Source organism: Ferruginibacter sp. HRS2-29 (genome assembly GCF_024343615.1).
In the GTDB taxonomy this organism is placed as follows: domain Bacteria; phylum Bacteroidota; class Bacteroidia; order Chitinophagales; family Chitinophagaceae; genus Ferruginibacter.
The window spans coordinates 48,796-71,510 of the sequence record NZ_RJUB01000011.1 but is presented as its reverse complement, the minus strand read 5'-3'; the positions used below and the strand labels follow the sequence as shown (position 1 = coordinate 71,510).

The following is a 22,715-nucleotide window of genomic DNA, read 5'->3' as shown; positions in this document are numbered from 1 at the left end:
CCTTTAGATAGAAAACAGCTCTTTGATAGGTAATTAAGATTAATAAAATTTGTGAAAGGAAATGGGGTGAACTTGACAGAGGGCTAGACTTACGATCTAATCTGTGTATCAGTCCCCATCGCCTTCCACGGTTGCAAGGCCCAATTAGAATATTAAGTCCTTAAAGACTAATTAAAGGTTTTAGGCAAAGCAACTTTTTATTAATGCTTAAAAACAAATTTATGAAAGTTCAGCACATTATCGGAGCAGACCTCTCCAAAAAAACAATTGATGTGTTTTGTCATTCTACCGGCACTCACCATTGCATTGAAAACAATGAAAGCGGATTTAGATTATTGTTGCAATGGTTTAAAGAACAGAACGTATCCACCTGCCAGGCAGGTATCTTCATGGAACATACCGGACTTTACAGTTACCTGTTTGAAGAATTTTTACATCGGTATTCGATTTTATTTGTAAAGGTGGCTGCTTTGGAAATACTAAGATCCCAGGGCATAGTAAGAGGGAAATCGGATAAAATAGACGCCAGAAGGATCGCATTATATGGGGTAGAGAAACAACATAAGCTAATACCCCATGCTCCTGTGGATAAAGATCTTGATCGCTTGAAAATGCTCAATACAGTTCGTTCCGGCCTGGTAAGACAAAAAACTTCTTTAAAATGCAGCCTTAAGGAATACCGCAATATCGGAATCAAGGAGAGTGATCTGATCATTAAATCTCAACAGAAAGTATTAGCAATGCTGGAAAAACAAATTCAGGAGTTAGCGCTGGAAACAGAGCGGCTTGTTAAAAGCAATGAAGGGATCAGCAGCAATTATGGTTATTTAAGAAGTGTCCGGGGCATAGGCCCGGTTACGGCGACTGTAACAATTATCAAAACAGCCAATTTTACCCGCTTTAAAGATGGGCGTAAGTTTGCCTGTTATTGCGGAACAGCCCCATTCGAATATAGTTCCGGCAGCAGTATTCGGGGCAAAACAAAGATCAGTCATCTGGCAGATAAGGAAATGAAGACATTACTGGATCTGGCCGCCCGATCAGCCATGCAGCACGATCCGGAACTAAAGGAATATTATCAGCGTAGGATAGCAGAAGGAAAATCAAAAAGAAGTACCATTAATATCTTAAGAAATAAATTAATTCACAGGATGTTTGCTGTTGTAAAAAGAAAATCCCCGTTTGTAGATGGATTTAAAAAGGTAGCTTAAACTATTTTTTGGTGATTTATTGATCTTAGAATACACAGAGTGTTTTTTTTATGTAAAAAATATCAGGTTGTTGTTGCTCTGTGAATTTTTGTAAACCTACAGGCTTGTCATAAGTCTCTGTGTACCTCCATGCCCTCTGTGTCTCTGTGGTTCAAATTCCTTCGTACATTCGCACATAAATATACCTGCATGAAGCAACTCTTCTTCTTTCTGCTTACTGTTTTTTTATTCAATAACGTCAACGCACAAACGCCCAAAAGTTATTCTTCCGCCGATATCTTACAGCAAATGAAAAAGCTGCAGGTCTTCGGTTCGGTGTTGTACATAGCGGCGCACCCGGACGATGAGAATACACGTTTGCTGGCTTACCTCGCCAACGAAAAAAAATACCGCACCGGTTATCTCAGTCTTACGCGTGGCGATGGCGGGCAAAACCTGATCGGTAATGAGCAGGGCATCGACCTCGGGCTCATCCGCACACAGGAGCTGCTGGCGGCACGAAGGGTAGATGGGGCAGAGCAGTTCTTTTCAAGAGCCTACGATTTTGGTTACAGCAAAAATCCTGAAGAAGCCATGCGTATCTGGGGACACGATAAGATATTAGCAGATGTAGTTTGGGTGATCCGCAAATTCAGGCCCGATGTGATCATCACCCGTTTTCCTACAACCGGCGAAGGAGGCCATGGGCATCACACTGCTTCGGCGATACTGGCTGGCGAAGCATTTGACGCGGCAGCGGATACCACAAAATTTCCCGAACAATTCAAAGAAGGCGTTACTACCTGGAAAGCGAAAAGGCTGCTGTGGAATACGTTTAATTTCGGCACCACGAATACCACCAGGGACGATCAGTTCAAGATCGATTGTGGAGTATACAATCCTATACTTGGAAAAAGTTATGGTGAGATAGCCGCTGAGAGCCGCAGCCAGCACAAAAGCCAGGGATTTGGTGTGCCGGCGCAAAGGGGGGCTGCCTATGAATATTTTGCTACGATCAAAGGGGATAAACCGGTGAATGACCTGATGGATGGGGTGGATGTGACGAGTGGAAGGATTGGATTTAAAAATAACAGCACAAAAAATGAATATGATTCAACGGTGAAAAAAATTCTGCAACAGTATGATGCTTCTGAGCCTGCTTTATCAGTCTCTCCTTTACGACAGCTTGCGATGATTTTAAGCACCAATACTTATAGTTCAACCGAAGCAGGAATAAAACTTGCGGATATTCAAAAGTTAATCACAGCTTGTCGTGGTCTTTTTATCGAAGCTGTTGCTGAAAAGCAATTGAATGCAATTGGAGATAGCATGAAAATAACCGTCAATATTGCTAACAGATCTAAGACCGGTGACATAATCGACATTAATATCGCAACATATAACTTTGGTAAATATGAGATTAAAGCCGGAGAATTCCGTTCAATTCCATTGACCATTAAGTTAGATGATCAACGATCTTTGTCTCAACCATATTGGCTGAATTATCCTTTGGCAGGGGGGGCATTCCGGGTAGACCAACAGGATAATATAGGACGCCCTGAACTCTCAAATATGAACGCTCTTTTTCATGTAGAGATGGCTTTTGGTGTAGGTAGCATCCTTCAACCGGTTCAATATAAATATACCGATCCTGTGAAAGGAGAAATCTACCAGCCTGTTCAAATCATCAATCCTGTTTTTGTAAATACTTCTGCACCTTTATTATTGTTTTCCAATAATAAAAAAAATGAGCTGAAAGATTTTTCTTACACGCTTCAATCGAATGTTGATATAAATGGTGCTGCAACTTTCTCGAATAATTTCGGAAGAAAACAAACGATTATTTTTGATTCAGTTGTGAATTATAAAAAAGGCGATAAACAAGTTGTAAATATTACCCTAAATGGCGATTCATTTCCCAACAACAGCATCACTTTCCTCGGTGGGGATTTTGCTACAAAGCAATTGAAGGAACATCAATATTTCTCCCTGCACAAGATCAGCTACGATCATATCCCCGATATATTTTACAACTACTACGATCAGGCGAAGATCGTGAAGCTCGATCTCAAAACTTCGGGTAGCCGTGCCGGTTATATCGCCGGTGCCGGGGATAAGATCCCTGAAGCGTTGCAGCAGATGGGGTATACGGTAACGATACTGGCGGAAAAAGACCTGAACCCTTCATACCTCAAACAATTTGACGTGATCGTAACAGGGGTGCGTGCTTACAATATCCACAGCTGGCTAAACAATGGTTATGCCGCACTCATGGAATATGTGAACGAGGGCGGGGTGTTGTTCGTGCAATACAATACCAACAATTCCATTGGTCCGGTGAAGGCGAAGATAGCGCCGTATCCTTTCAATATCAGCCGCAACAGGATCACCGATGAAACAGCCAAAGTGGATTTCCTGCTGCCCGACCATCCGGCGTTGAATTTTCCTAACAAGATCACGCAAAGCGATTTCGACAACTGGATACAGGAACGCAGTACCTATCACGCGGAGGCTGCAGACAAGCATTACCAGAAAATACTCAGCATGAAAGATCCGGGCGAAGCGGCGCAGGATGGAAGCCTTATCATCACTGATTATGGCAAAGGGAGATTTGTTTATTCCGGGCTGGTATTTTTCAGGGAACTACCTGCGGGTGTTCCGGGAGCATACAGGCTTTTTGCGAACCTGATTGCGAATAAACGCTAATGCAATTAAGAATTAAGAATTAAGAATGAAGGTTTCTAAGAGATTGCTTCGTTCCTCGCAATGATTGTTCTTAAAAAATCCTATTCAGTAAAAACGTACGAAGGTTTCACTATTGACCATTCACCATTCACCACATGAGTTTCATCGATTGGATCATATTAATCACAGTACTTGCCGCCATCATCATTTATGGTGTGTACAAGAGCCGTACTACAAAAAACCTGGAGGGATATTTTCTCAGTAATCGTAGTATGCCCTGGTACCTCGTATTGCTGAGCATCATGGGTACACAGGCGAGCGCCATCACTTACCTTACCGGTCCCGGGCAGGCGTATACAGATGGGATGCGGTTTGTGCAATATTATTTTGGTTTGCCGCTGGCAATGATCGTGATCGCGGTATTTTTTGTGCCGGTATACAGCAGGCTGAAGATCATGACGGCGTATGAATTCCTGGAGCATCGTTTTGATGTGAAGACACGCACATTCACGTCCTTTTTATTTTTATTGTCAAGAGGGTTGAGTACCGGGGTCAGTATTTACGCGCCATCACTCATCTTGAGTTCGCTGATGGGCTGGAATATTTACCTCACCAACGTGATCATGGGAGGATTGCTCATCATCTACACCATCAGCGGAGGCGCGAGGGCAGTGGCTTATACGCAAACGCTGCAGATGATCATCGTGTTCATTTCGTTGTTTACGATAGGGTATATAGCAGTTAATTTTTTGCCGGATAACATGGGCTTTTCAGCAGCGGTAAAAGAAGCGGCCACTTATGGGAAGATGAACGTGATCACTACAGGCTTTACCGATAAAGGGTTTGACTGGAAAGATAAATATAACATCTGGAGCGGGGTGATCGGGGGCTTTTTCCTGGCGCTGAGTTATTTCGGCACCGATCATAGCCAGGTGGGACGGTATCTGACGGCAAAGAACATACGCGAAAGCAGGAAAGGGCTTTTGATGAACGGGTTGGTGAAAGTGCCGATGCAGTTTTTTATCCTGCTGATAGGTATACTCATTTTTACTTTTTATCTCTATCATAAGGCACCGGTATTTTTTGATAATGCAAAAGCCACAGCTGCCGCTAAAACCCCGTATGGAACTGAGCTTCGCAGGATCGAACAAAACTATACCGTGGCTTTTGAAAAGAAAGATATGCCTGCGGCCGATGCTTACCGTAGGGAGTATAAAGAGACGATCAAAAAAGCTTTTCCGGGCGATGATGCCAACGACACCAATTTCATATTCCTCCGTTTTGTAAAAGACAACCTGCCGGTAGGCCTGATAGGATTGTTGTTCGCGGTGATCTTCTTATCCGCCTGGGGCAGCATAGCAGCAGCCCTGAATTCACTGGCAGCCTGTACTGTCGTGGATTTTCATAAAAAATTCTTTGTGAAAAAAGAATCCACGCAGGATGATTATAAAGTATCGCAATGGTATACTTTTTTCTGGGGAATATTCTGCATCATCATCGCGATGTTTGCTTATAACATCGGCAATAGCCTGATAGAAGCGGTGAACAAGATCGGTTCTGTTTTTTACGGGGTGATACTGGGCATTTTTCTGGTAGCATTCTGGATCAAAAAAGTGAAGAGCAATGCGGTCTTCTGGGCAGCTATCCTTTCCGAACTGGCCATTATTGTCATTTACAACATGGATATCATCTCGTTCCTCTGGCTCAATGCGATCGGTGCCTTGCTGGTGATCGTGGTGAGTTTGCTCCTGCAGTTTATCATTGGCAGGAAGTCGGTGGTATGAGAGTAGTCAACTGCCATGAGTAGTCAACTCAATATGACGTTTTAAACAAACCAATCTGATCGTTTAAACAAAGCTTCCTCCCAAAGCACGTTCTAGTTTTGCTCTATCAAATTAAAGCAAATATTATGAACAACAATTACAACGGGGTTTTACAAACACCCCTCCAAACAGGGTTCAACGCTACTTCCACAGCTACAGAAGTTATCAGGAGCATCGATCTTACCGGCAAAACGATCATCGTAACCGGCGGATATGCAGGCATCGGCCTCGAAACAGTGAAAGTATTGGTTGCCGCAGGAGCACGGGTGACGGTTCCTGCCCGCGATAGCCGGAAAGCTGCAATTAACTTAGCAGGGATAAAAAATGTGACGACAGAAAAAATGGATCTCATGGATCCGCACTCCATCGATGCATTTGCACAAAAATTTCTCGCCGCAAATGATAGATTGGATATACTCATCAACAATGCGGGGATCATGTGGGTACCATTGCAACGCGACCAACGGGGGTATGAATCACAACTATCCACCAATCACCTGGGGCATTTTCAATTGACAGCCAGGTTGTGGCCTGCATTAAAAAAATCAGGAGCTGCCAGGGTGGTGAATGTTTCCTCGTATGGCCACCAGATAGCGCCTTTTAATTTCGATGATCCTAATTTTTTTGAAAGAGAATATGAAACGCTGCAAGGATATGGCCAGTCCAAATCCGCCAATAACCTTTTCGCGGTCGAACTCGATCATCGCGGGGCAGCGTATGGCATCCGGGCTTTTGCCTGTCATCCCGGGTCGGTCATCGGCACCGATCTTGGCAGGGTAGCACCCATGGCATTATTCCAGCAAATGGGTACGCACGATGAGCGGGGAAATATTTTTCCGGAAGTGGCGGCTAAATTGAAAAATGTGGAACAAGGTGCTGCAACATCCGTGTGGTGCGCCACCAGCCCGCAATTGAATGGAATAGGAGGGGTGTATTGCGAAAACGCTGACATCGCCGAACTTGATGAAGGCAATATCACACACGATTTCAGCGATCCGGCCAGCCTTCGTGGAGTGAAGCCGTGGTCGGTAAATGAAGTTTCGGCAAAACGGTTGTGGGAATTGAGTGAAGAAATGACAGAAAGCTCGATTAAGAATTAAGAATTAAGAATTAAGAATTAAGAATGCAGTACTATTGAAGCGGAAGAAGGATCGCAGATTTCAGAAGGATGAGATGATTACACAGATTTTTTTACTTCGTAAAAACGAAAATGCAGTTTACAATAAATTGAACGATCATTAAAAGTTCGGCATCTTATAAAATGCATGTTCATTTGCGGCAGCAAAATAATCTGTGTAATCATCTCATCCCTTTGAAATCAGCGATTTTCTTTCTTAATTTTATATAGATGGAATTTCAAACACATTATATCAGCCCCGATATCAAACTAGCTGAATTCAACGGCAGGAGTTTCAAAACAGAAGTGATGTTTGAAGACCACATATTGGTATGGTTTATCTCCGGCGAAACAAAGATCATTCAGGCAGATGTCACGCACACTTTCAATGCAGGTGATATTTTTCTCATTCCCCGAAACCAGCTGGCTACGGTCATCAATTATCCCAAAGACGGAAAATCGCACAAGTCAGTGGCGATGCACCTTACAAAAGAAAAATTGGCCGATTTTTATACCAGGCACAAAACTACCGGTAAGGCACAACCGCTACAGAAGGTATATAGTTTCCGCGAACATCCGTTGTTGAAAAGCTGCCTCGATTCACTCATTCCATATTTCAGCCTGGGCGATGACTTGCCGGCAGATATCGCAGCCATCAAGATAGAAGAAGCTATCAGCATTCTCCGTTCCATCGACCGATCGGTAGATGGTTTGCTGGCGAATTTTGAAGAGCCCGGCAAGATCGATCTTACCGCGTTTATGGAACGTCATTATATGTTCAACATGACGATGGATAAATTCGGTTACCTCACCGGCCGCAGCGTAGCCACCTTCCGCCGGGATTTTAAAAAAGCTTTTAACAGCACCCCGCAAAAATGGCTGACAGAAAAAAGACTGGAACTGGCGCACTACAGGCTGGCGCAAAAAAAGGAAAAACCGATCGACGTATATTTTGAAGCCGGATTTGAAAACCTTTCGCATTTCTCCCACGTCTTTAAAACTCATTTCGGTTATCCGCCGAATGCATTATTGAAAAATAGTTGATAAAAGGACAAGAATTCTTTTCTTAAACCACTCCATATGAAAATATTTGACCTGGATAAAAACGGTGATGGACAGATAATAAAACCTTGGTTTGGATTTTGCAGGATAGTTACCTGAAAGAAAGATAAATTTAAACAATATGCTTGCTGTAGCGCCGCCTTCAAAAAAGATCCTCCCCGTTTGTTTTCTCCTGCTGATTTGTTATGCATTATTTTCGTGCAATGAGACAGGCGGCCCTAAATCCGATGCGGGTTCTTTGCAACCAGCTGATACCCTGATACGTTATGCGGATAGCACGAAGCAATTGGAAAGCGATCCCATCAGGGAGATCCGCCGGCAGGTAGAACGCATAAATACTGCTAAACTCGATGCGAAACACGCTGAATTTATTTGTGACGAAAAGACTACCGTTGATAAGTTTTATGAAAACGGTCAGCTCGTTAAGATAGCGGTGGATTTCGGTACAGTAGGCGATACCTATGCAAGGGAACAATATTATTATGCGGATAACAGGCTTATCTTTAAATACGCATACGTGGAAGGCGGGCCAGCCTGTGAAGGATGTTTGGAGAAGAACGAATATCGTTCTTACATATCAAAAGATAAAGTTATCCGTTACCTCAAAGATTCCCTGCCACAACAATGCAGGGTCTGCGAATTTCCCCCTTCAACAAAAGAATACCGGTTGCTGAATGCCGGTACCCCGGAAGAAATAAAACGTGTTTTGTGCTTCTGAGAAGGACAGCGATTGTAGCGTAAAACTTTGGCTGATCTTTCAAAGGTAGAATTTCTCCATGGTCAAGATGCTGGCCAGTTTCCCGTTTTCATATATTATTGACGACGGAAGAACGTGGTGGCGAAAAATCTGTAAATTTAAACATGACAATGCGTTTGCTTTTTCGTTGCTGCCTGTTTTTACTGTTGTCTGCCACTGGTTTCAGTAGTGTTGCCAGAAATGGCAACGACCCGTTCTTTCTGCAGCATTACGATAACCGCAGCGGGCTTTCCAATAGTTCCATCAATTATATCTTCAAAGATGCCAGCAACCTTTTGTGGGTAGCTACCTGGGATGGCCTTAACATGTATGATGGCAATAATTTTCACGTATTCAATTACAACAAGGACAACGATTTTAAAAGCATCGGCAGTAATGTGATCCAGCAGGTAACCGAGGATAAACGGGGCAATATCTGGATCACCACCATCGAAGGCATTTCGAGGTACGAAAAATTCAGCGGCAGGTTTTACAATTATTTTTATGATCAATATCAACGCAGCCGGGTAAGCGAACAGGAATATGCACTCACCACCGATACCTCTGGTAATGTGTATTGTTTCAACCAGAAGAACGGGCTTAGTGTATACGATTTTGCTACCGACACTTTTCGGAATTTCCATATCGCGAAGCAGGGAAAGGGGGTGACTAAAATGTTGTTTGACAATCTCAATTGTCTGTGGATACTTAGCAACGACGGGCAGTTGGGTGTATTCCGTAAAAAAGCAAATGGATTTGAACTGCTTTCCGGGCAATTTTCCGGCAACGGCGTTGCTAATTTTTTCAAAGTGGGCGAACAACTGTTTTATACCACTACAGATGATCGTTTATTCAGGATAAACCGCAACACCCGTGGTTCTGACCAGTTGATGCAGTTGCCTCATGCTATCGGCGCCATGACGTTTTACAAAGGACACTATCTTTTTGCCTGGATGGGCAAAGGTTACGGAGTTTACAATGCTTCTTTTCAAAAAGATGATTTTCTGCAACAGGAATCATTACAGCACCAGGATATCAAAGTAACCTCCTTCTCACTGGGAACGGAAGATATCCTTTGGTATGGCACCGATGGGAATGGCATCATCAAAGTTTATCCTAAAACAAAATCATTCGGCACCATCAGCACTTCCGACAACGGGATGCCCTACAACCGCTCTGTGCGGGCATTTTGCGAAGCCAATGGCGATCTCTGGCTGGGTACAAAAGGTAGCGGTATTTTATCCATAAAAGATTTCTGGCAGGGAAATTCTCCCCATAGCCGTTCGTATTTATCAGCGCCCGGATTGCTCGATAATAATTCCGTGTACTCGCTTACCCGGTCAAAAGATGAACTGATCTACATCGGCAGCGATGCAAAAGGTATCGGCGTGTATGATGTGCGGGGCAAGCGTTTTTATAAATGGGGCGATATTAAAGGTGCCGGAGCCTATGCCGAGTTTGGCTCGGTGTATGCTATCCGCGAAGATGCCGATCAGTCGCTATGGCTTGGTACCAGCGGTTATGGGCTGATACACCTGAAGATCAACCGCGAAGCCGGGGGAGTTTTGTCGATCGGTTTTTTGGAGAAATTTATTTTCGATAACAGTAACAAAGGCCCTGCCAACGATATCATTTATGCATTGGCCGATGGCGATAAAGATCATCTGTGGATCGGTTGCCGTTATGGCGGCCTCAGCCTGCTGGATAAAAAAACGAAATTGTTTACCAGCTTCAAAGCATTCACTTACGATGGAAGCCTTTCCAACAATGATGTGCTTTCTTTGTTCAAAGACAACCGCAACAGGCTGTGGATAGGCACCAGCTACGGCCTTAACTGGCTGGAAGAAAGTGAAGCGGCGAAACCTGCACCCATTTTTCAAAAGCTCACCACTACCGATGGATTGCCCAACAATACCATCCACGCCATAGAGCAGGATAGTGCCGGGCATCTTTGGGTGAGCACCAATAAAGGCCTGGCAAAAGTGACGCCTGATGGAAAAGTCTTTTACTACCAGCAAGGTGACGGGTTGCAAAGCAATGAATTTTGCGATGGCGCTGTATGGAAAGATAAAAGCGGCATGTTGTTTTTTGGCGGTACTTACGGTTTCAATCATTTTTTGCCGCAGAATATCCTGCGTTCTTCCTGGCAGCCTAATCTGTTGCTCTCGAATATTTCGATCGGCGGAAAAAATATCGCCGGTGATGGTTACAATGTACTGGACTCTACCGCACGGCCTTTGAGTTTTACCATCAACCGGAAGGACAATTTTTTTGAACTGGATATCAAAGCTGTCAGTTTTCTCAATGCCGAAAAATGTGAGTACGCTTATTTCCTGGAGGGGTACGATAAAATATGGCATTACAGCGGTACCACGGGGAAGATCGTTTACAACAACCTGCTGCCCGGTACTTATTCGCTTCGGGTGAAATGGAGTAATGGGGAGGGGGCATGGTCTGGCGAAACAAAACTCATCAGCATCGAAGTGCAGCAATATTTCTGGCTGCGCTGGTATGCTTTGCTGTTTTATGCGCTGGTAATAGGCGCTGTCATATATATATTATATAGCTATCGCAAAAACAAGAATTCCATCCGCCGCCAGCTGGAAGTGGAACACCTGCTTCGCGAAAAAGATGAAGCGATGCACGAAAGCCGCATCGGTTTTTTTACCAATATCGCTCATGAACTGCAGACACCACTCACGCTCATCATGGGTTCGGCGGAAAGGTTCATGGATCCGAACCGTGTGGCGAGAGAAAAAGACAAGCCTTATTTCTTGTCAATGATCCATCAGCAGGCTTCCAGGCTGACTTATCTTGTACACCAGTTGCTGGAATTCAGGAAAGGCGAGGCAGGGTTTTTCAAGAATCAATATGCTTACCTCAATGTGTCGGAACTGCTGCAAAACCTTGCCGAGCCTTTCATCGCGGTAAGCGAAAAGAAAGGGCTTGATTATGAGATCAGCATCCCGGCAGGCATCAGTGGCTGGACGGATAAGGACAAACTTGAAAAGATCATATTCAACCTGTTGTCGAATGCGTTCAAACATTCCGACAACATCGGGCAGGTCATTTTCAGCGTAGCGGAACAACCGCAGGAAAAGCAACTGGAGATCACGGTGATAAATTCCGGCGCCGATCTTTCGCCGGAAGTGCTGGAGCATTTGTTCGACCAGTTTTATGTGGCCCGTCCGGGCGCTGCCGGAACAGAGCAGTTTGGAACCGGCATCGGGCTTGCATTCACCCGCCAGCTGGTATCCCTGCTGAATGGTGAGATCAGTGCATCGAGTGAGAACGGCCATATCACTTTTAAAGTGCTGCTGCCGTTGAATACCGCTTCTTCGCGTTTACCTGCCAACGAGGAAAGTAATGAGCAGCCTTCCTATTTATATAAATCCATCACTTCGGCTCCCGAGCCTGTTGCTATCGCTTCCGCAACGGAGAATAACAAGTATGCCATCATCGAGAACCTGCACGGGGAGGATAAAAGAACAATCCTTATAGTAGAAGACGATGCCAATATCAGGTTTCTCCTGAAAGATATTTTCAAGGAAGAATATATAATATATGAAGCGATGGATGGCGGTAAAGCCCTGGAAATGCTGGAAAAATTCATCCCTGATCTGCTGATCTGCGATGTGATGATGCCGAACATGAACGGCCTGGAGCTTTGCAACCGCATCAAAAATGCACCTGCCACCTGCCAGGTCCCGGTGATCATGCTTTCGGCCCGCGACAGCCAGGATCAGCATATGGAAGGGTATGAGGTAGGGGCGGATGCGTATATTTCAAAACCTTTTCATACGGAACACCTTCGCCTGCGGGTGCGTACCATGCTGGAATACCGGCAGAAGATGCTGCAGGTCACTAAAAATACCACGCGTTTGTCGGATATTGAAAATGCCGACCTGCCCGACGGTGATAAATCATTCCTGGTAGGGCTGGTGAAGTTTATCAATGAGCACATTGCCGATGTGGAGCTCAATGCCGTTTTCCTGGAAAAAGAATTCAATATGAGTAAGATGCAGCTTTACCGTAAGCTGAAGACGATGACGGAAATGACGCCTGGGGAATTCATCCGGCATGTACGGCTGAAACAGGCGGCAGAATTACTGGCGACTACCAACCTCAACGTTACGGAAATATTTTACCGTACCGGTTTCAACAACCAGTCTTATTTTTTCCGTGAGTTTAAAAAACGTTTCGGCTGTGCCCCGAATGAATACCGGGCAAATAAAACGGTCATTTAATATGTTTTTTTTGCCGGGAAGACGGGAAGAAGTAAGATCTTTTTTCAGGAATTTTTCTTCTCGTCTTCCGGCAAACTGCTTTCATTTTCCGGATTATTTCTTCCCGTCTTCCTGGCAAACTGCTCTCATTTCTGGATTATTTCTTTCCGTCTTCCCGGCAAACTGCTCTCCTTTTCATGAACATTTCTTCCCATCTTCCCGGCAAATTGCTCTCTTTTTCAGAATATTTCTTCCCGTCTTCCCGGCAAACCCATCTCGTCATTTTTAATGGGTCTTCGAATTTTTGTAATATTTTTCCCACATACTCCACGAATTTGTCATAAATGTTACTATAGTACACTAAAATGTAACTATAGTGTATAGTCAAAATCCCACCCGGTCGTAATTTTCTACCCTCAATTGCCACATATGATACCAACAAAAACGAACCGACCGTTTTTTGATTCAGGCCAATGCCATAATTTCATTTTATACTTACCTAACGGCCCCGGTTAGCCGAAGATCGTTTTTACTCCGCCATATCAGAACTATCCATTACTAAACATTCAACTACCGGTTACTGCTTTGCAGCGATCATCATTTTTAAACGATTGCATTATGAAAAAAACTACTGCGAATTCTGTTCGTTATTTTTCGAAGCACGCAGGAAAATTATTCCGCCTTGCCTGCCTTCTCCTGACTTTCGCCCTGATGCACCTGACTGCCTCAGCGCAGATCGGTAAAGTTTCGGGTAAGATCACCAACGCAAAAGGGGAAGCCATATCCGGCGCTTCCGTTACAGTTAAAGGAACCAACCTTATTACTGTTACCGACAATGAGGGAAATTTTACCATTACAGCTTCTCCAACAGATGTGCTCATGGTAAGTTCGATAGGGTTTAAGCCTACCCAACTTGCTGTAGGCAATAAAGGAATGCTTTCGGCAAGCCTTCAGCCCGATGTGAATACCATGGAAGATGTGGTAGTAGTTGGTTACAATAGCCAGCGCAAAAATTCCATCACGGGGGCGGTCAGCTCTGTTAACATGACCAATATTTCAAAGACACATATTCCGGATGTTGCCCAGGCATTGCAGGGGCAGATCGCCGGTGTTTTTGTGGCAGCCAATACCGGTGCGCCCGGCGATGGTATCAAGTTAAGGATCAGGGGTGAAGGTACGCTCGGCAACAACGACGCATTGTACGTGGTAGACGGTGTGCCTACCCGCGATATCACTTTTTTAAACCCTTCCGACATCGCTTCCATGACGGTGCTGAAAGATGCGGCATCTGCTGCTATCTATGGTTCACGTGCGGCGAGTGGTGTGGTGGTGATCACAACGAGGCTCGGCCAGAGAGGAAAAACAAATTTTACGGTAGATTATTTTACCGGCTTTTATAATGCTATCAACCTGCCTAAAATGCTGAACGCGGATCAATACCTTTCAGTAAAAGATATGGCCTGGCACAATGCATTTCCCAACAGTACCGATTCGAGCCCTTACATGAAAGATCGTTTCAATGGTACAAAACTGGCAAACATCAATTACCTCGATGAATTGTTTACAACAGGTATCGCCAACAGCGTACAATTGTCTGCCAACGGTGGTTCTGATAAAGTTCAATTCACTTTGTCTGCGGGGTATTATAAACAAAATGGTATCGTGGTAGAAAATCACGATCAGTACGAGCGTTTCAACTTCCGCACCAATGTAAATGCGAATGTTACCAACAGGCTTACGTTGGGTACGAATATTTTGCTGAGCTATCAGAAACAGGATAAGCTGAACTCCAGTGGCGATGCGCCTGGTGTTATCAGGCACGCCCTGATACGCCCGCCGGTTATTGCTATCTATAAGGATCCAAGCGATCCAACCTGGACGGCGGGAAATCCGTATACTGATCTGCCTTTTTATACCAACGAAAACAATGGCTGGAAACCCCAGTATGAATACACTTCCAATCCATTGGCGATCGTACATTTTACAGATGATAAAAGAAAGACCTTCCAGACTTTCGGAAACGTATTTGCGGAGTTTGCTTTCTTACGCGATAAATCTTTAAAGTTCAGATCGAATGTCGGGATCGATATCGCTTTTCAGCATAACAAAAACTTCGCTTCCAATTACGGGGATGATAATAATGCTGATCCGAACGATCCTTTTCCCGGGCAAGGAAGGATCAACAGGCCCAATAACCTGGATGAGAACTTTGGCGAAACAATGACATTTACGCTTTCGCAAACGTTGTCTTACCTCAAAAATATCGGCGATCATTCTATCAATGCAGTGATCGGTACTGAAAATATCAGCAGCAAATCAACCGGTATCGGTGGAAGCAGGCAGAACTTTTTCAACTCATCGGACGCTTTCCGTTATCTTGATTTTGGTGCAACACCCAACATGAGAAGCGGTGGCAGCGAAACCAGCTGGGATCTTGTTTCCTTTTTCGGATCAGGAACGTACGCTTACAAGAACAGGTACTTCGCTACAGCAGCAGTAAGGGCGGATGGTTCATCCCGGTTTGGCGCCAACAACAAATGGGGTTATTTCCCTTCGGTGTCTGCAGGCTGGATAGTGACACAGGAAAATTTCATGCAGGAAGTGAACTGGCTGAGCAACCTTCGCCTTCGCGGAAGCTGGGGTAAAGCCGGTAACCAGGAAATTCCAAACTATGCTTACGAGACTTACGTAAGTCAGACGGGTGGCGTGATCTCTACATCGCGTTATGGTAACCCCGATATCAAATGGGAAGAAACAACCCAGACAGATTTTGGTGTTGATATGGCTTTCCTGAAAAACAAACTGAACATCTCGGTTGATTATTTCAATAAAGTAACGGATGATATTTTGCTGAGTGTTGGTTTACCAGCGGTAACTGTTGGTGTGATCGATCGCACGTATGTGAATGCAGGTTCGGTTTATAACAGGGGCCTTGAGGTAAGTGCAGGTTATCAGAACAACGATCATAAATTTAAATACAGCATCAATGGTAACGTTGGAACGATCAGGAACAGGGTTACAAAATTGTTCACTTACGTAAAAAATATCACCGATAATAATTCACATACTATCACGGCAGTAGGCCAGCCTATCAGCTCATATTATGGTAAAGTGTTCGATGGTATCTACCAGAACCAGGCAGAAATAACAAAGACCTTATTTTCCAATCCTGCAAATACGCAGCCTGGCGATATCAAATTTAAAGACCTGAACGGCGATGGTCAGATCAATGATGATGACAGGACTTACATCGGTAACCCGATCCCTAAAGTTACTTTTGGCGCTTCTTTTTATGGCTCGTTCAGGAGTTTCGATTTCTCCTTCCTGGTGCAGGGAGTACAGGGGGTTGACAGGTACAATGACCTGAAACAGATATTGGATTATGATAGCCGTCCGTTCAATTCTACTACTGCAGTACTGGATGCATGGCATGGCGAAGGAACCAGTAACACTACGCCCCGCAATACTTTGAGCAGCAATGGTGGTGGTGAGGTTTCAAGCGTATTTGTGGAAGATGCCTCTTATGTACGGTTGAAAAATATTGAAGTAGGCTATACTCCTGCTTTCAAACTGAATGGTGTGAACAATATCAGGTTCTATGTTTCGGCACAAAACCTTTTCACCATCACTAAGTATAAAGGACTTGATCCGGAATCTACCTTGCTGAAAGATGCAGGTACGTACCCGTTGTCAAGAGGTATTTTATTGGGAGCAAAAATTAATTTGTAAAAGTTAAAACTAATCAGATGAAACATACTAAAATAATATATCCGGCGCTGTTCTTATTCCTTTTTGCGAGTTGCAAAAAGCAGCTGGAAACTACGCCGATAGGGCTGGTTACGCTTGAACAGGTGAATACCACGCCAACGTTGAACATGATGGAGAGCTCGATCAGTTCGGGTTACCAATTACTATCCAATCGCCTCAACATCCTTGCACAATGGGATTGGCAGGGTGGGCTAGTCTTTCAGAATGATTACATCGTTCAGGATGTGGCATCGGATGATATGCAGAAAAAATGGAACCCCGATGGTGATCAGCCATGGATGGATGATATAGATAACTACACGTTCACTGCATCCAACGGAGGTCCTAACGGGCTTTGGAAATATAATTACGAAGGTATCAAAAGGCTGAACATCGGTATCAGCCTGCTGCGCAACCCTGATATAGAACAGATCACAGGGATTACTACTGCACGAAAAAATCAATTGCTTGCAGAAGGTTTATTCCTGCGCAGCCATTATTATTTTTCACTGGTCAATAATTTCGGTGATGTGCCACTGATATTGCAACCTGTAAAAACTTACCAGGAAGCATTTGAATTTGCAGTACGTGCTCCAAAAGCCCGTGTGTGGGATTCCATTAAAGTAGATCTTCAGGCGGCGATCGCTTTGTTGCCCAATTCAAAATACAGTTCTGCTACAGAAAAATGGCGTGTGTCAAAAGGAGCTGCCATGGCACTTTTGGCTAAATCCCAACTCTATACCGGCCAATGGCAGGATGTAGTGACAACAGTTGGCCAACTGGAAACGACTAACTTTTACAGCCTGAATACAAATTATTTCAGCAGTTTCAATACCGAGTTCACAGACAACGAAGTGATCTTCGCTTATGATCATAAAAGCGGTACTGACCCGCGTACCGGCAATGGTATCTGTGCCCCGCTGGGCTGGGGTTTCTTTGCACCTACAACAGATTTTCTGAATGCGTTTGAACCAAACGATCCGCGGAAATTATATACAGTGAATGCCCCTGCTCAAAATGTAAATAAAATATTGGGTACCATCGACGGAGGTAATAAAGGAAATGATGATGCATCCAACAACAGGATCTATATCCGTTACGCCGATGTATTACTCTGGAAAGCGGAAGCGTTGAATGAGCTGGGGCAATATCCGCAGGCGATAGCGCTCATCAACCAGATCCGTGCCCGTGCCCGTAACTCCGTTGATGTTAACGGCAACCTTCCTCCTGCCGGTACATTGCCCGACAGGCCTGCTTCTACAGATAAAGCAACAATCAAGGGCTGGCTTATTTCGGAAAGAAGGGTTGAGCTTGGTTTCGAATCACAACGCATGCTCGATCTTAAAAGATGGGGCATCGCCAAACAGGTGATGACTGCTCATGGTAAAAATTTCCAGGACAAAAATTATTTATACCCGATCCCACAGGGCGAAATTGATGCATCAGCAGGTACATTGGTGCAGAACCCGGGATACTAAAAGTTCAACAGTTTAAAAGTTCAGAAGGTTCAAAATGTTTTGCGGAGAAAGTATAACCTCTTGAACTTTTGAACCTTCTGAACCTTTTAAACCTTTCAACCTTTTTCAGTGCAATCAATGGTCGGTCTTCATCCCTCCTCTTCATTTTAGGGGAGGCGATGTCGACCAAAGACTGCGATACATTTTACCTCATCCGCCGGGGCGGAAACAAAATTACTCTGCATGAAAGATATCGCAACACGTTTTGCAGGCAATCCTCTATTATCTCCGGGTGACTTGAAACCCAGTATCGACGGGCTTGAAATAGCTTGTTTACTGAATCCCGGGGTTTTTCAATTTGAAGGGAAGACCTGGCTGCTCATCCGCGTTGCGGAAAGGCCGAAGCAAACCGACGATCTTATTTCTTTTCCCATTCTTACAAAATCCGGTGGTATCGAGATCATGAAAATTCCTTCCGGCGATCCCGAACTGGATGCTTCCGATGCAAGGGTGATCAATTACAAAGGATTGGATTACCTCACTACCTTATCGCATCTGCGACTACTTTGCAGCGATGATGGGAAAAATTTTTACGAGCCCGAAGGGTATCCCTTACTCACTGGTGAAGGTATACTTCAGACATTTGGAATTGAAGATTGCCGGGTTACCTGGCTCGAAGAAAAATATCATCTTACGTTTACAGCTGTTTCTGATAATGGCGTGGGCGTTGGGTTACGCACTACCACCGACTGGAAAGATTTTACTTCGCATGGAATGATATTGCCTCCGCACAATAAGGATTGCGCCATTTTTGAAGAAAAGGTAAACGGGAAATATTATGCCCTGCATCGTCCGAGCAGCGTGGATATCGGCGGAAATTTCATCTGGATAGCTTCTTCACCGGATGGCATTCACTGGGGCGATCATAAATGTATCATCAAAACCCGCAGCGACAAATGGGATAGTAAAAGAGTGGGGGCAGGCGCTGCGCCGATCAAAACGGAGCAAGGCTGGCTCGAAATTTATCATGGGGCCAATGAAGCGCACCAATATTGCCTCGGCGCATTTTTACTCGACCTGGAAGATCCTTCCAAAGTGATCGGCAGAACTGATGCCGCCATCATGGTGCCACAGGCAGCCTATGAGCTTACAGGTTTTTTCGGCAATGTGGTGTTTACCAACGGGCACATCCTTCAGCCGGATGGGGATACGGTGACCATTTATTATGGGGCATCCGATGAGTTCGTATGCGGCGCAGATTTTTCGCTGAAAGAAATTTTATCATTATTAAAATCCGATCATGGCCAATAGACTGAAAACTGAAGTGGATCACTTCAACAGCCAGCCGCGGAATTTCCGTGTGCTCACTTTCACCAACATGATCTATGCGCTGGTTTTGCCCGTGATTGATACGTTCATGGCTGCATACATCATGCGTAGCACACACGGCGATCTTACCAAAGTGGTCATCTATCAACTGACGATATACACCGGGATTCCACTGACTTTTTTATTGAACGGATTTTTATTGCAACATTTCAATATCCGTAAATTATATTCAGCAGGTATGATGCTGAGTGGCATTTCAATGATCTATATGATGTCGCTGAGTGAGCTGGATGTAGTAGGATTGGGCATTGCGGGACTTATCATGGGATTGAGCTTCGGGTTTTACTGGGCCAATCGCGATGTGCTGGCATTGGCGATCACCAATGATTCCAACCGGAATTATTATTATGGAATGGAAACACTTTTTTATACCATTATCGCCGTAGTGGTTCCTATCTGTATCGGATTTTTTATTGATTCACGATCCGGCGCAGACTCCAAGCAATCTGCTTACGTGATGATCACCGGGGCAGTATTCATTATCACGATAGCAGCATCCATCATGTGTTTCAGGGGAACGTTCACCAACCCCCCGCAAAAAAAATATGTCTTTTTCAAATTCCATCCGCTCTGGTACAAACTGCTTACGCTGGCTTCACTTAAAGGATTGGCGCAGGGTTTCCTGGTAACAGCCCCCGCCATGCTTATCCTTAAATTTTTTGGGAACGAGGGCGCACTTGGCTCCGCAACATCCATAGGAGCGGTCATTGCAGCCCTTATCATGTACATACTCGGCCGTATTTCAAAACCTTCGGACAGGATAAAAATATTTGCAACAGGCCTTTTGTTATTTGCCGCAGGCGCTGCCATCAATGGTGTATTGTACAGTCAGCTTGGTGTGGTGATCTTCATCCTCATGCTGCTCATCGCGAAACCATTGATGGACCTTGCTTATTTTCCGATACAGTTCCAGGTGATCGACATCGTTTCAAAAATAGAAAACCGGAATGAATATGCCTACATCCTCAATCATGAAGCGGGATTGTATGTCGGAAGATTTTTGGGCGCAGCCACCTTTCTTGTCATGGCACGTTTTGGTTCGGCAGACATTGCTTTGCGATATGCGGTAGTGATCATCGGTGTGTTGCAGCTTTGTTCTATTTTTGTTGGCAGGCAAATCATTGCCCAGGGTAAAAAGATCATGCCTGAAGCAGAACGCGAAATTGATGACAGCCGGGTGATGGAAAAAGTATCGGAAGCGATCGCATAAGTCAATGGTGAATGGTGAATGGTGAATAGTCAAACCTTTGTGGCTTTAAACTGAAACGCAAATTTGTAACCGGTAGTCGGTTGTCTGTCGTCGGTGGTCCGTGGTCCCTGATCCGTCGTCGGTGGTCTCTGGCCTGTCGTCATATCCAGTCTTTTCAAATTATAATCAAATCCAGATGCTCAAAATTTTCAATATATTTTTTTTAGGAATAATCCATTTTTCTGTATCAGCCCAGGTAGCTCAAAAAAACATTCCCCGGGTTGATAAGATGGCTGATATGCCCAAACCCTTACGCATCATAGATTACAAGGCGCTTGCCCTGGATTTTGATAAAAAGATCTACGATTTTAATGCGAAGGGAAAATTCTGGCCGATGATCTGGATCGATAGCAGCAACAGGAATTTTGCCCAGCCTGTAGCGGGTCTTTATACTGCTGTTGGTGATGTGCGACAAGGGTTGCAAAACAATAAAGGCATTTTCCATGAAGCGCTTGCTACTATGGGTGCGGTGATGGGCGCCAGTCTGGTTGGCATTGATAAAAGCAAACAGCAACACGATTATGTGGGCATGCTGAAAAATTATTTCAATAAAGAAACGGGGTGGGATATCATGATGAACAACACCTGCCCGGAAGTGGCGCTGCTTGGCGGCGGTTATGGCCGCGACTGGTGGTATGATGTATATCCAAATGTATTGTTTTATGCTATCTATGATCTTTATCCTGAAGAGCCGGGTTTTACCGAAATTGCCCGCAGCATAGCGGATAAATTTTACCGGGCCGATTCTGTGCTTAATGGAAATTATGATTGGTCGTATTTCGATTATGCAAAAATGCAGCCGATGAAAAACAATATCTGTACTCAGCCTGATGCCGCGGCAGGACATGCGTGGGTATTGTATTCCGCATATAAAAAATTCGGTGATGAACGATACCTCAAGGGCGCTGTGAGTGCACTGAATGCATTGCAGTCGCAACCGCGAAATCCGACTTACGAAGTGTTGATGCCTTTTGCTGCATACCTGGCCGCCAGGATAAATGCAGAAAAAAATATGCAATACGATATGACGAAGATGCTGGCGTGGAGTTTTGATGGCACACCGCTTTGTCGCGAAGGATGGGGTGTACTTGTCGGCAACTGGAATGGAATTGATATTTCGGGGATCGTTGGAAGTACGGTGGATCATGGAGGGTACGGATTTTTGATGAACACTTATGATGCAGCATGGCCGCTGGTTCCGATGGTGCGGTATGATAAATCTTACGCCAAAGCAATCGGTAAATGGATGTTGAACGCAGCCAATGCGGCCCGTTTTTTTTACCCGCAATATATGCCTGAAGAGCACCAGACCTTACCTGGGCTGGCTTCGGTAACCAAAGGTGTTATAGGGTATGAAGGTATTATCAAACAATCATCTTATAAAAAATATGAACACCTGAAAGGCCCGGTAGCACAGGGCGACGGACCGCTATGGGTGGCTGATAAAAATCCGCAGGAATCGCAGTTCAGTGTTTATGGCAGCGGACACGTAGGCATCTTCGGTAGCATCATACGCACTACCAATGTTACCGGCATATTACAATTGAACTTACTGGCAACGGACTTTTTTCACGACAAAGCTTACCCGACCTATTTATATTACAATCCCTTCAAGGCCATAAAAAAAGTCAAGGTGAATGTGGGCAAAACCAAGACTGATATTTACAATACGGTCACTTCTTCCTTCCTGGCTAAAAATGTTTCAGGAAATGTAACGATCACATTAACTTCCGAAACCGCTGCAGTATTGGTATTGGTACCATCGGGTGGAAAACAAACCACTGTTGGTAATCAATTGCTGATTGACGGGGTGGTGGTGGATCATCAGAATAAATAAACCTGATCGGCGTCACGATAAAAAGTTGCTGATGCCGGAGACTGGGTGCCGGACGATACTGGTAGTTGAGTTTTCGCTAATTCTTTGCTACGATATCCGGTACTGGTATCTGGTATCTTGCATCCAATCATCAACGATGGTTGTAAAGGTTGTTTGTTATTACAAAATGTGAACTGCTTGTACCTTTATGTTGCCCG

The 22,715-nt window shown here is 44.5% G+C and carries 12 protein-coding genes; all 12 read left to right on the top strand.

The genetic code is table 11. The annotated features are described in order from the left end of the window. The first annotated feature begins 221 nt into the window (after window positions 1-221). The gene (locus EGI32_RS06295; protein WP_255154530.1) at window positions 222-1,211 is read left to right on the top strand and encodes an IS110 family transposase; all 990 of its coding nucleotides are present in this window, start codon (window positions 222-224) and stop codon (window positions 1,209-1,211) included. 189 nt (window positions 1,212-1,400) lie between these two features. Beyond that, a complete protein-coding gene (locus EGI32_RS06290) occupies window positions 1,401-3,896 on the top strand; it encodes a PIG-L family deacetylase (RefSeq protein WP_255154529.1) in 2,496 nt (831 codons plus the stop codon). A gap of 134 nt (window positions 3,897-4,030) precedes the next feature. Beyond that, window positions 4,031-5,659 (top strand): sodium:solute symporter, encoded by a 1,629-nt coding sequence (locus EGI32_RS06285; RefSeq protein ID WP_255154528.1) that lies wholly within the window; start codon window positions 4,031-4,033, stop codon window positions 5,657-5,659. Between the two features lie 125 nt (window positions 5,660-5,784). Continuing rightward, the gene (locus tag EGI32_RS06280) at window positions 5,785-6,798 is read left to right on the top strand and encodes an SDR family NAD(P)-dependent oxidoreductase (RefSeq protein ID WP_303626614.1); all 1,014 of its coding nucleotides are present in this window, start codon (window positions 5,785-5,787) and stop codon (window positions 6,796-6,798) included. A gap of 248 nt (window positions 6,799-7,046) precedes the next feature. After that, complete coding sequence (locus EGI32_RS06275) at window positions 7,047-7,859, top strand: helix-turn-helix domain-containing protein (RefSeq protein WP_255154527.1); 813 nt, start codon at window positions 7,047-7,049, stop codon at window positions 7,857-7,859. Between the two features lie 139 nt (window positions 7,860-7,998). Then, window positions 7,999-8,595, top strand: a complete 597-nt coding sequence (locus EGI32_RS06270) for a hypothetical protein (protein ID WP_255154526.1) — start codon at window positions 7,999-8,001, stop codon at window positions 8,593-8,595. Window positions 8,596-8,744: 149 nt separating this feature from the next. After that, on the top strand, window positions 8,745-12,860 hold the full coding sequence (locus EGI32_RS06265) for a hybrid sensor histidine kinase/response regulator transcription factor (RefSeq protein WP_255154525.1): 4,116 nt from the start codon (window positions 8,745-8,747) through the stop codon (window positions 12,858-12,860). Window positions 12,861-13,457: 597 nt separating this feature from the next. Beyond that, window positions 13,458-16,568 (top strand): TonB-dependent receptor, encoded by a 3,111-nt coding sequence (locus tag EGI32_RS06260; RefSeq protein WP_255154524.1) that lies wholly within the window; start codon window positions 13,458-13,460, stop codon window positions 16,566-16,568. Window positions 16,569-16,585: 17 nt separating this feature from the next. Then, window positions 16,586-18,064: a RagB/SusD family nutrient uptake outer membrane protein gene (locus EGI32_RS06255; protein WP_255154523.1), complete on the top strand. Its 1,479-nt coding sequence runs from the start codon at window positions 16,586-16,588 to the stop codon at window positions 18,062-18,064. A gap of 222 nt (window positions 18,065-18,286) precedes the next feature. Next, complete coding sequence (locus EGI32_RS06250) at window positions 18,287-19,354, top strand: glycoside hydrolase family 130 protein (RefSeq protein ID WP_255154522.1); 1,068 nt, start codon at window positions 18,287-18,289, stop codon at window positions 19,352-19,354. Next, the gene (locus EGI32_RS06245) at window positions 19,344-20,642 is read left to right on the top strand and encodes an MFS transporter (protein ID WP_255154521.1); all 1,299 of its coding nucleotides are present in this window, start codon (window positions 19,344-19,346) and stop codon (window positions 20,640-20,642) included. The genes EGI32_RS06250 and EGI32_RS06245 overlap by 11 nt, the downstream gene beginning before the upstream one ends. A 175-nt stretch (window positions 20,643-20,817) precedes the next feature. Further along, window positions 20,818-22,518: a hypothetical protein gene (locus tag EGI32_RS06240; protein WP_255154520.1), complete on the top strand. Its 1,701-nt coding sequence runs from the start codon at window positions 20,818-20,820 to the stop codon at window positions 22,516-22,518. The last annotated feature ends 197 nt before the right edge of the window (window positions 22,519-22,715 follow it).

Bases quoted from the DNA above. Each gene is read 5' to 3' on its own strand.
- EGI32_RS06255 (WP_255154523.1), top strand. From the start codon at position 16,586: ATGAAACATACTAAAATAATATATCCGGCGCTGTTCTTATTCCTTTTT.
- EGI32_RS06285 (WP_255154528.1), top strand. From the start codon at position 4,031: ATGAGTTTCATCGATTGGATCATATTAATCACAGTACTTGCCGCCATC.
- EGI32_RS06295 (WP_255154530.1), top strand. From the start codon at position 222: ATGAAAGTTCAGCACATTATCGGAGCAGACCTCTCCAAAAAAACAATT.
- EGI32_RS06260 (WP_255154524.1), top strand. From the start codon at position 13,458: ATGAAAAAAACTACTGCGAATTCTGTTCGTTATTTTTCGAAGCACGCA.
- EGI32_RS06265 (WP_255154525.1), top strand. From the start codon at position 8,745: ATGCGTTTGCTTTTTCGTTGCTGCCTGTTTTTACTGTTGTCTGCCACT.
- EGI32_RS06280 (WP_303626614.1), top strand. From the start codon at position 5,785: ATGAACAACAATTACAACGGGGTTTTACAAACACCCCTCCAAACAGGG.
- EGI32_RS06290 (WP_255154529.1), top strand. From the start codon at position 1,401: ATGAAGCAACTCTTCTTCTTTCTGCTTACTGTTTTTTTATTCAATAAC.
- EGI32_RS06270 (WP_255154526.1), top strand. From the start codon at position 7,999: ATGCTTGCTGTAGCGCCGCCTTCAAAAAAGATCCTCCCCGTTTGTTTT.
- EGI32_RS06275 (WP_255154527.1), top strand. From the start codon at position 7,047: ATGGAATTTCAAACACATTATATCAGCCCCGATATCAAACTAGCTGAA.
- EGI32_RS06240 (WP_255154520.1), top strand. From the start codon at position 20,818: ATGCTCAAAATTTTCAATATATTTTTTTTAGGAATAATCCATTTTTCT.
- EGI32_RS06250 (WP_255154522.1), top strand. From the start codon at position 18,287: ATGAAAGATATCGCAACACGTTTTGCAGGCAATCCTCTATTATCTCCG.
- EGI32_RS06245 (WP_255154521.1), top strand. From the start codon at position 19,344: ATGGCCAATAGACTGAAAACTGAAGTGGATCACTTCAACAGCCAGCCG.